We start from the raw sequence: 8289 nt of genomic DNA, 5'->3' as shown, positions 1-8289 counted from the left end.
ATCGAACCACGCGGCCCCATCGAGGCCGAAGCAGCCCGCCGCCTCGCCGACGACCTCAAGAACGAGTAGTCAGCCAGTTACCCGACACTTTCTCACCCGCACCCGGGTCGACCACCGCAAGCTCAGCCAGGCCGACAAGGACGCCTTCAACACGGCCCTGAAGGCCGCCCACGCCGCCGGGGAGTACAAGAAACTGGCCGACATCCACGGCGACATGAGCCACCGGATGCACTCGATGAGCGGCCCGATCGGCACTCAGCGCTTCCTGCCCTGGCACCGCCGCTACACACTGCGGGCGGAAGACGTGCTGCGCTCCTTCCAGCCCGCCAACGGCGCGCCGACCCTGACCATCCCGTACTGGGACTACGCCAACGACCACGCCCGCCCCGACTGGGTCTGGCAGCCCCCGAACGTCACCCGCGGCGTCCCCGGCGCGCACGGCGGCTCGCTGCCGACCCAGACGGTGATCGACAGCCTGCTGCTGCGCCCGCTCTACACCCCGTTCACCAGCCACCTGGAGACGGACGCGCACAACGACGTGCACAACTGGTGCAACGGCACCATCAGCAACATCATGGCCTCCCCACACGACCCGATCTTCTGGCTCCTGCACGCCAACGTGGACCGCATCTGGGACCGCTGGCAGCTCAACCACACCGGCAAGCCGAGCCTCTCCGGCACGGACGCCGTCCTCGACCCCTGGACCAGCACCGCCACCGACGTGGCCAGCACCACCACCCTCGGCTACTCCTACGCCTGACCGCCGACGGTGCGTCCCGGGTTGGTCCGACCGGTCGGATCCTCCGGTGGGTCGTGCCGGGACGTTCCGGGCGTCGGCAGAGCCGAGGTTATGAATGCGTCACCGGAGCGCCGGAGCACCGGACCATCCCATGAGCAGCTACCTCAGGAGCCACACGATGCGCCCCATCAGAGCCGCCCGCCTCGGCGCGGCCACTGCGCTGGCCACCCTCCTCGCCTGCGCCCCTGCCGCGGCCGCCGCGACGGACACCGGTTCCGTCCAGGGCAACGGCAGGGACCGGGTCCTCACCCTCATCGGCCGACTCGCGCAGCAGACGCGCTTTCCCGTCAACCCCGGCGGCGCCCCCGCCCAGGGCGACCGGACCGTCTTCCACTCGGTCCTCTTCGACCGGGACGGCAACCAGGTCGGCGACACCGGCGGCAGCTGCACCACCACCTGGGTCGACAACGGCGGAGCGGAGGAGTGCACCGTGACCTACAACCTCCCGGACGGCCAGCTCTCCGTGCAGGGATTCGTCTTCGGCTTCCTCAACCCGGGCCCCCCGCCTTCGTTCGACAACGGGATCACCGGCGGCACCGGGATGTACGACCGGGCTCGTGGCTCGGTCCACGCCGAAACGATCGGTCCGGGCACGAGGCGTTTCACGATCGACCTCGACCGCTGACCGACCCTGCCCCCGCCCGGCCACTGACATGACGACCACGACCTACGGCTGGAGTGACCACCACTCCAGCCGTAGCCCGTGATCGCGCCGGTGCCGCGGGAGTTCCCACGAGCGCGCTCGTGCCGGACCCGGACGCCTCCGAACCGAGCCGCTAGTCGTCGGCCGGTTCGAACCGGGCGAGCGCAGTCCAGTCCAGCGGTCGCACGATCTCGGCCAGCCGGCTGAAGGGGTCCTCACCAGGCTGCTGGAACCACACCACGGACAGCTCGCTGTGGCCGGGATCAGTCACTCCCGCGGGGCGCCAGGACGCGCTCAGGCGGGCATGCACCCGGGCCCGTGGCAGCCAGGTGTCCACCCGCGCGGCCGCATCGGCCCGGATGCCGTCCAGGTCGTGGACGTACAGACCGGACGTACCGGCGAGCTGCTTCTCGAACTGCCCGATCCTGAACCGGCGGTGCAGGTAGGGCGTCCCCTCGAGCATCCCTTCGAGGTCGTCCCACATGCGCAGCTCGCGCAACTCCGCGCACACGTCCCGTACCTGAAACGTCCGCAGGTCAAGTTCCCAAGTCACGGCGCGCAGCCTAGCGACGGCCGCTGCTGCCGGCGAACGCGATTCCGTCGGGACGCCGGAGCGCGGCCTCGTCATCGCCGAACGCGAGTGGTCCGCCCGGCTCGCCGCCGTCATGGGCCTCGGTGGCGGTACGCGGCGGTCGCGATCTCGCTGAAGGACCGGATCAACGGGTTGGTGTCGCCCTCGTTCCACACCGCCACCACCCGGCTCGGCGGCATGTCGAGCAGCGGCACCACGGCCAGCTCCGCGGGCAGGTTGTGTCCGAGCGGGGCCAGGCCGACCGTGCCGTTCCACAGCACGGCCTGCAGGCATTCCTGGACGGCGCGCACCACCGGGCCCTCGCGCGGCGTGCCGCCGTTCCAGTACGACTGCCAGACGGGGTCGGTGTCCGGCGGGAACCGGAACCAGCGGCGGTCGTCCAGCTCGGCCAGGCGCAGCCGGTCGCGGCGGGCCAGCGGATCGTCGGCGCGCAGGACCACGCCGACCGGATCGGTCCGTAGCGTCCGTACCGTCAGGGCGGTCTCGTCGAACGGCGCCCGGGTCAGTGCGAGGTCGACCAGTCCGGCGCGCAGCCCGCAGGTCGGGTCGGTCAGGTCGGTGTCGCGGATGCGGATGTCGACGCCGGGGTGGCTCCGGCGGTAGGCGGCGGCCAGCCTGGCCGCTCCCGGGTCGGTGCCGTCGCCCAGGATGCCGATGGTGATGGTCGCGACGCCGGCCGCCGCGCTCACGCGCACCCGGACGCGGTCGGCACGGTCGAGCAGGGCCCGCGCCTCGTCGAGCAGCACCGATCCCGCCGCGGTGAGCGTGACCCCGGTGGGCGAGCGGGCGAACAGCAGGGCCCCGACATCGGCTTCCAACTGCTTGATCGCCCGGCTCAGCGGCGGCTGACTCATGTGCAGCCGGGTGGCGGCCCGGCCGAAATGGAGTTCCTCGGCGACCGCCACGAAGTAGCGCAAGGTCCGTAGCTCCACGCTGCAACGATACCCACGGGGTATCGGCGCCGCGGAACGGGTCTTGGACACCGGCAGGCCCACGGCGGTGCACTCGTGGGCATGACCGAAGAAGCGAAGACCAGCGAGCCGCGGACCGGCCCCGCCGTGTCGGTGGTGGGTCCCGGCGACGGCGAGACGATCGTCCTGGGCACCACGCACATGCGCGTCCTCGAGGACGGCAGCCACACCGGGCACCGCCTCGCGATCGCCGAGTCCGTCCTCGCCCCGCACACCCAGGGACCGCCGCAGCACCGCCACGCCCGGCACGACGAGGGCTTCTACATCCTCTCGGGCACCGTGCGGTTCACCGTCGGGGACGAGGACTACGACGCCGTCACGGGCACCCTCGTGATGGTTCCGCCCGGTACCCCGCACACCTTCGCCAACCCGACCGACCGGCCGGCCGTCATGCTCAGCACCTTCACCCCCGACCTGTACGTGCAGTACTTCCGGGACCTCCAGGAGGTGCTCGCCGCCGGCCGGCCGCTGACGCCGCAGGCCAACATCGACGCGATGGGCCGCTACGCGACCGAGCCCGCCACCGACCCCGCCTGAAGCCGGCGGTGCGGCACGGGCCCGGCCCGGCAATCGACGCGATCGACGCAACCGACGGGCCGCCGTGAACCGGCGGCCCATGAACGGGAACCACGAACGAGAACCACGAACGGGAACCATGAACCTCGCCTACTGGATCGTCGCGGGACTGCTCGCGCTCTTCTACTCCTACGACGGCACGCTGAAGGTGGTCCGCAGCCGCGATCGACTCCGACCGATGATGGCCTGGGTCGACCGCGTACCCCTGCCCGCCCTCAGGGCGCTGGGGGCGGTCGAGATACTCGGCGCGACCGGCCTGGTCCTGCCGCCGCTGACCGGCGTCGCCGTCCCGCTGGCGCCGGCCGCGGCCACCGGCTTCGTCCTCCTGCAGACCGGCGCGATCGCCGTCCACCTGACGGGCGAAGACCGCCGGATCGCACTCAACGCCGGGCTCATCGTCACCGCGGCCGTGACCGTCTGGCTGGCCACCGGGCTGTGATCGAGCACGGCCCCCGACCGGTGGACGGCGCGGCCCGGTGAGCGCCGCCCCGGGTCTGGTCCGATCCGTCGGTTCGGGCAGGATGGCCCGATGAGTTTCCACCGTCGATGTCACCGGTTCCTGCCGCACCCCGAGGGTGGCGCGAGCACTGTGGAGCGCGGACGGGCCGCGGCATCGTGCTCGACCGCCGTGGGGCAGTGACGTGCTGCCGTACGTGTACCAGATCACCAAGTACGACCCCGGGGACCGCGACGAGCGGGGTCGCTACACGGGGGCGGAGGAGACGGTCAGCGACCACGGGCCCGTCGAGGCCGCCTACCTCGCGGCGGTTGCCGCCTTCGCCGACGACAGCGGGGTGCGGCACCTGGCCATCCGCGAGCCCCAGGCCGCGCCCGGCTTCGTGCACTTCGGCTTGGAGCCGGCGGTTGAGGGCGGCGGTCTCGCAGGGCTCTTCCCGCCCGACCTGACCGGCTTCCACGACGGGGCGCAGGTGCCGGTCCCGCTCGGCCTGGAGTTGGTGCGGGCGATGCTGCGCGACAGCGGCGCCTGGTGTCGCCTGGAGGTCGAGGACACCTTCGCCGTCCACGTCGGCTGGGACCAGTACGTGTACGTGGGCAGCAGCGTGCCCTGCGAAGCGGCCTTGGCGCGCACCCGCGAACTGGGGCTCTTCCCCGAACCGCTGGATGCCTCCCCGTACGAGGCGGCGGCGGACTACGACGAGCCGGGGGAGCAGCGCCCGGCCGATGATGACTTCTGGGCGCGGGTGCGCTGGTGCGTGGCGACGCGTGAGGCGGCGCTCTTGGAGGAGACGCACGTCGGCAACGCCTCCCGCTGGCACCGGCTTGCCGACGGCACGCTCGATGCGGTGCGCGCCCGGCTGACCCCACGGGCCCGTCTGGCCGTCTGGCCGGACCTCTCCACCGATGTCGCCGCGGTCCTGGCCGGCCTCCCGGACGAGGGCCTGGTCGAGTTCGTGTGGGAGGACCGGGACGGCCGGATCACCGGCACGGTCACCGACGAGACCTGCTTCACGGCACTGGCCGCCCGGGTTTCCGGCGCACGTGCCGCTGCCGTCCTGCCGATGGACGTCGACGGGCGCAGGCCCCTGTTCACGGCCGTGCTTCCCGACGGGGACGGCGTCCTGCGCGCCCGCTGGCGCACGGAACCCACCCCGAGCGACCGGAACTGGGCCTTCCTGAAGACCCTCCGCCGCGGCCAGGCGGTGACCGGCACCGTCACCGAGATCGCGAGCTTCGGCGTCACGTTCGTCAACATCGGCGGCTTCACCGCGATGATCAACGTTCCCCAACTGTCCTGGCGCCCCATCGGTCACCCCTCCGAGGTCGTCGCGGTCGGCCGGCAGATCACGGCGGAGGTCCTCGACGTCGACCTGGTGCGGGAACGGGTACCGCTGTCCCTCAAGGGACTTCAGGAGGACCCGATGCTGCAGCTCGTGCGGCAGGTGGGCCGGATCGTCACCGGAGAGGTCACCAGGATCGTGCCGTTCGGTGTCTTCGTCCGCATCGAGGACCGGGCGGACGGCTTCGAGGGGCTGGTGCACAACACCGAACTCGCGCAACCGCCTGCAGGCCGGCCCGAGGAGACCGTCCGGGTCGGGGACAGGCTCACCGTGATGATCACCGACGTGGACCCCGCGCGGCGCCGGATCACGCTGTCGCACACGCAGGCCCGTGTGTCAGGCGCGGAGGAACACCGCCAGGTCTGACACACGGGGCAGGTGGTGCTCTCAGGGGCCGACCCGTTCCCCTCGTACGTGCCTCTGGCCGGCCCGCCTCAGTCCGAGCGCAGTGCGTCGAAGCCGAGCAGCAGGGCATCGAGCGCGAAGGCGAAGCGCTCGGCGTCGTCCGCGCCGACCCCCTCGATCGCGGCGCGGGTCAGCAGCGGGTACCGCTCCGCCTCGAGCGCGGCCAGCCAGTCGGCGCCACCGGCCTCCTCGGCTCCGACCACGATCCGGGCCTCCGCCGTCGCGTGGCCGATCACGAACACGGCAAGGGAGTTGAGCGCGTGCAAGGCGCGGCCGAGCGGGAAGCCGCCGGCGGTGAGCAGGCGCAGGAGAGCCTCGAGGTCGTCGAGGGTCGCCGGAGTGACGGCGGGCCGGGAGGTGGCGAGCGGGAGTACGGCCGGGTGCCGTAGCAGACCCTCGCGCAGGGCGGTGGCGTACGCGTGAAGGGCCGTGCGCCAGTCGGCCGGGCCGTCCATGGCGGGGGTCGCCGCCGTGAACACCTGCTCCACCAGGCCGTCCAGCAGGGCGTCCTTGTTGGGCACGTAGTGGTAGAGGGTCATCGCCTCCACGCCCAGCTCCTGGCCGAGCGAGCGCATCGTCAGGCCCTTGAGCCCGTCCCGGTCGACCAGGCCGAGCGCCGCGTCGAGGATCTGCTGCCTGCTCAGCCCGGCCCGCTCGCCCCGGCCGCGCCGGGGGGCCGCCTGATGCTCCGCCATCTCCGCTCCTCCGCCTCCCCGCACGGGCTTGACTTTCTTACAGCATAAGAGAACACTCGTCCCCAGCGAAACTTACCGCGTAAGAAACAAGCCGCCGCAGGGGGAACCACGATGTCGACCACCGCCAACAAGCAGGTCATCCGCGACTTCGTCGCCGCGCTCAACGACCGCTCCGGCGAGGGCTGGGTGCAGCTGCTCTCCCCGTCGGTCATCGACCACAACAAGATCATCTTCGGTGAGGAGGACGCCCCCGGCGCCGCCATCGAGGGCTTCCGCCTCCAGCTGGCCGCCTTCAGCACCGAGGCCGAGGGCGACGGCTTCCACATCGAGCAGCTCATCGCCGAGGACGACGAGGTCGTCGCCCGGCTGCGGGTGGCCGGTGTGCACACGGGCTACCACGCCCGCATGCCCGAGCCGACCAACCGCCGCTGCGACGTCGAGCAGATCTGGATCTTCACCGTCCGCGCCGGCCGGATCGCCGAGATCCGCGCCGTGAGCGACCGCCTCGGCATGTTCATCCAGCTCGGCTGGGACTGGCCGACCACGGACTGACCCGGCAGTGGACCGCCGGGCACTGGCCATCCGTCACCCCCGGCGGCGTGAAGGACATCGAAGGCGCCGGGAAAGCCGGACCGCCCTGCCGGATCCGCGACCTCGCCTCGGACGGGCAGGTGAGCGTCGGCCGGCAGGTCCGGAGACCGCATGGACCGAGGGCGTGACGGCGATGGCCCGGGCTCCTGCCCGGGCCATCGCCGAACAAGGTCTCCCTCGGTGGGCCGGCTCTCCCCAGCCCGCGTAGGCCCGCGTGACCCGGGGGCTCCTGGCACACGAGCTGGAGCTCGTCGCACGGCTGTGCCGCTGAGCGCGTGCCACGGCCCCCATCGACCTCGCGCTGTACGGCCTGGTCGCCCCGGAGGGACCTGCTTCAGCTGGTCTTCCAGGCGAGGGGCTTGTCGTCCTTGTCGAGCCACACGATGTACTGGAGGGGCTTGTCGGCCGGGGCGAGGTAGATGGCGCACTCGTGGTCGCTCTGGCCCTTGACGAAGTCCTTGCCACCGTGGGGGACGTCGCTCTCGCACTTCGGGAAGGCGCTGAGCAGGTCGACCTTGCGGGCTTGGGCGGTGTCGCTGACCATGGCGCGCAGCCGCAGGTTGAAGTAGGGCTCGTAGATCCCGTTGCCGCCGGTGTGGGTGTAGGTGACGTGCACGTAGTACGGCGTCTTGCCGGCCATGTCCTCCGGCTTGAGGAAGTTGGCGAGGTCGGCGATGTCGCCCTTGACCACGCTGGTGGGGCCGATGGTGAGGGAGATGTCGCCCTTCGCGCTGTCGGTGTAGGTGCCGTTCGCGGTCGAGGCGGGCGGGAGGGCGCCGGCGAAGCGGCTCGGGGCCGTCGGGGTGGCGGTGGGCGCCGCGGTGGTGATGGTGGGCAGCGCGCCGGCCGTCGTCGACGGCGAGGCGGTGCTCGGGCTCGCGGTGGCGGTGGGCGCCGCGCCGGCGGGGTTGTCGCTGTTGTCGGGGCCACAGGCGGTCAGCAGGAGGGCCAGTGCGGCGGCGGCCGGGATGGCGGCGGAACGGAGTACGGGTGTGGAGCGCAAAGGGAGTCCCCCGGGAGGATCACGGTCGGCCCGGCTGAGGCGGATGTCCCTCGTCGGTGCGGGCGAGCCTGACGGCGGCCGCGTCGTACGGCCCTCGGTGATCCTCCATCGGTCTGCCCGGGCGCCACATGAGTACGCGTACTCACATTCGGCCCCGTACCCAGCCCGCGGCGACGGGGACCGCGAACTCGGAGCACGGTCACCCGGACCGGGAA

The 8289-nt window shown here is 72.0% G+C and carries 10 protein-coding genes; 6 read left to right on the top strand and 4 right to left on the bottom strand.

The genetic code is table 11. The annotated features are described in order from the left end of the window. Both ACZ3TI_RS36775 and ACZ3TI_RS36770 read left to right on the top strand, forming a co-directional pair. Positions 1-760 (top strand): tyrosinase family protein (locus ACZ3TI_RS36775; protein ID WP_465734196.1); only part of this gene is annotated, 760 nt, incomplete at its 5' end. Between the two features lie 157 nt (positions 761-917). Further along, on the top strand, positions 918-1424 hold the full coding sequence (locus tag ACZ3TI_RS36770) for an allene oxide cyclase barrel-like domain-containing protein (RefSeq protein WP_465734194.1): 507 nt from the start codon (positions 918-920) through the stop codon (positions 1422-1424). A gap of 151 nt (positions 1425-1575) precedes the next feature. Here the strand turns inward: ACZ3TI_RS36770 and ACZ3TI_RS36765 are convergent, their stop codons facing one another. Then, entirely contained in the window at positions 1576-1995 is a 420-nt protein-coding gene (locus ACZ3TI_RS36765) for a hypothetical protein (RefSeq protein ID WP_465734192.1), read from the bottom strand. Between the two features lie 110 nt (positions 1996-2105). Next, positions 2106-2966 (bottom strand): LysR family transcriptional regulator, encoded by an 861-nt coding sequence (locus ACZ3TI_RS36760; RefSeq protein WP_465734190.1) that lies wholly within the window; start codon positions 2964-2966, stop codon positions 2106-2108. A gap of 81 nt (positions 2967-3047) precedes the next feature. Between ACZ3TI_RS36760 and ACZ3TI_RS36755 the strand changes: the two genes are divergently transcribed. From ACZ3TI_RS36755 to ACZ3TI_RS36745, 3 genes are all read left to right on the top strand, one after another. Next, a complete protein-coding gene (locus tag ACZ3TI_RS36755) occupies positions 3048-3542 on the top strand; it encodes a cupin domain-containing protein (protein WP_465734188.1) in 495 nt (164 codons plus the stop codon). A gap of 118 nt (positions 3543-3660) precedes the next feature. Further along, positions 3661-4020, top strand: a complete 360-nt coding sequence (locus ACZ3TI_RS36750; RefSeq protein WP_465734186.1) for a DoxX family protein — start codon at positions 3661-3663, stop codon at positions 4018-4020. A gap of 202 nt (positions 4021-4222) precedes the next feature. Continuing rightward, positions 4223-5746, top strand: coding sequence for a S1 RNA-binding domain-containing protein (locus ACZ3TI_RS36745; protein ID WP_465734184.1), 1524 nt, complete (start codon positions 4223-4225; stop codon positions 5744-5746). 68 nt (positions 5747-5814) lie between these two features. Here ACZ3TI_RS36745 and ACZ3TI_RS36740 read toward each other — a convergent pair whose 3' ends face one another. Further along, positions 5815-6480, bottom strand: a complete 666-nt coding sequence (locus tag ACZ3TI_RS36740; RefSeq protein WP_465734182.1) for a TetR/AcrR family transcriptional regulator C-terminal domain-containing protein — start codon at positions 6478-6480, stop codon at positions 5815-5817. 111 nt (positions 6481-6591) lie between these two features. On the opposite strand from ACZ3TI_RS36740, the gene ACZ3TI_RS36735 reads away from it, so the two are divergent. After that, complete coding sequence (locus ACZ3TI_RS36735) at positions 6592-7032, top strand: ester cyclase (protein ID WP_465734180.1); 441 nt, start codon at positions 6592-6594, stop codon at positions 7030-7032. Between the two features lie 373 nt (positions 7033-7405). Here the strand turns inward: ACZ3TI_RS36735 and ACZ3TI_RS36730 are convergent, their stop codons facing one another. Beyond that, positions 7406-8074, bottom strand: a complete 669-nt coding sequence (locus tag ACZ3TI_RS36730) for a hypothetical protein (RefSeq protein ID WP_465734178.1) — start codon at positions 8072-8074, stop codon at positions 7406-7408. Positions 8075-8289: the final 215 nt, after the last annotated feature.

This window comes from Kitasatospora sp. NPDC023120 (assembly GCF_055560835.1).
This window is presented reverse-complemented; position numbering and strand designations above follow the sequence as displayed.

Coding starts and splice junctions, on each gene's coding strand:
- ACZ3TI_RS36740 (WP_465734182.1), bottom strand. CDS start 6,480: ATGGCGGAGCATCAGGCGGCCCCCCGGCGCGGCCGGGGCGAGCGGGCC.
- ACZ3TI_RS36750 (WP_465734186.1), top strand. CDS start 3,661: ATGAACCTCGCCTACTGGATCGTCGCGGGACTGCTCGCGCTCTTCTAC.
- ACZ3TI_RS36755 (WP_465734188.1), top strand. CDS start 3,048: ATGACCGAAGAAGCGAAGACCAGCGAGCCGCGGACCGGCCCCGCCGTG.
- ACZ3TI_RS36770 (WP_465734194.1), top strand. CDS start 918: ATGCGCCCCATCAGAGCCGCCCGCCTCGGCGCGGCCACTGCGCTGGCC.
- ACZ3TI_RS36735 (WP_465734180.1), top strand. CDS start 6,592: ATGTCGACCACCGCCAACAAGCAGGTCATCCGCGACTTCGTCGCCGCG.